The 535-nt window shown below is 34.6% G+C and carries 1 protein-coding gene and 1 pseudogene; both read left to right on the top strand.

From position 1 onward, the window contains the following. On the top strand, positions 1–261 hold a 261-nt coding region (locus ACFO3U_RS07680), incomplete at its 5' end, for a type IX secretion system membrane protein PorP/SprF (protein ID WP_379740140.1). A gap of 11 nt (positions 262–272) precedes the next feature. After that, positions 273–535 (top strand): annotated as a pseudogene (locus tag ACFO3U_RS07685) (OmpA family protein); the annotation flags it as partial.

Here is a 535-nt window from a genome sequence, read left to right on the forward strand (position 1 = left end):
GTTCAAGGAGCACCTTTGCAAGTGGATGTTTCAGGTAACTTTTTATTCAACGAAAAATTCACCATTGGAGCAGCTTATAGATGGAGTGCAGCCATGAGTGCTATGGTTGGATTTCAAGCCACAGAAAATTGGTTCATCGGATATGCATATGATATGGAAACCACAAAATTAGCCGATTACAACTCAGGTTCACATGAGATTTTCTTGAGATACGAATTGTTTAACAATTATGACAGAGTAGTTTCACCACGATTCTTCTAAACTATAGAAATATGAAAATAAGATTTATAATAGCAGTAGCATTAATTAGTACAGCATCGTTATTTGGACAAAAAGTTCAAGTAGCTAAAGCCGATAAAAAATACGACAAGTTTGCCTACATTGATGCTATAGAAATATATGAAAGAGTAGCCAACAAAGGATACGAATCTCCTGATATGTTTAAGAAATTAGGTAATGCTTATTACTTCAATGCAGAATTAGACAAAGCAGCTCAGTGGTATGGAAAACTAATGGACTTAAATCAAGAAGTGGA

This window comes from Flavobacterium ponti (assembly GCF_042652765.1).
Taxonomy (GTDB): Bacteria; Bacteroidota; Bacteroidia; order Flavobacteriales; family Flavobacteriaceae; genus Flavobacterium; species Flavobacterium ponti.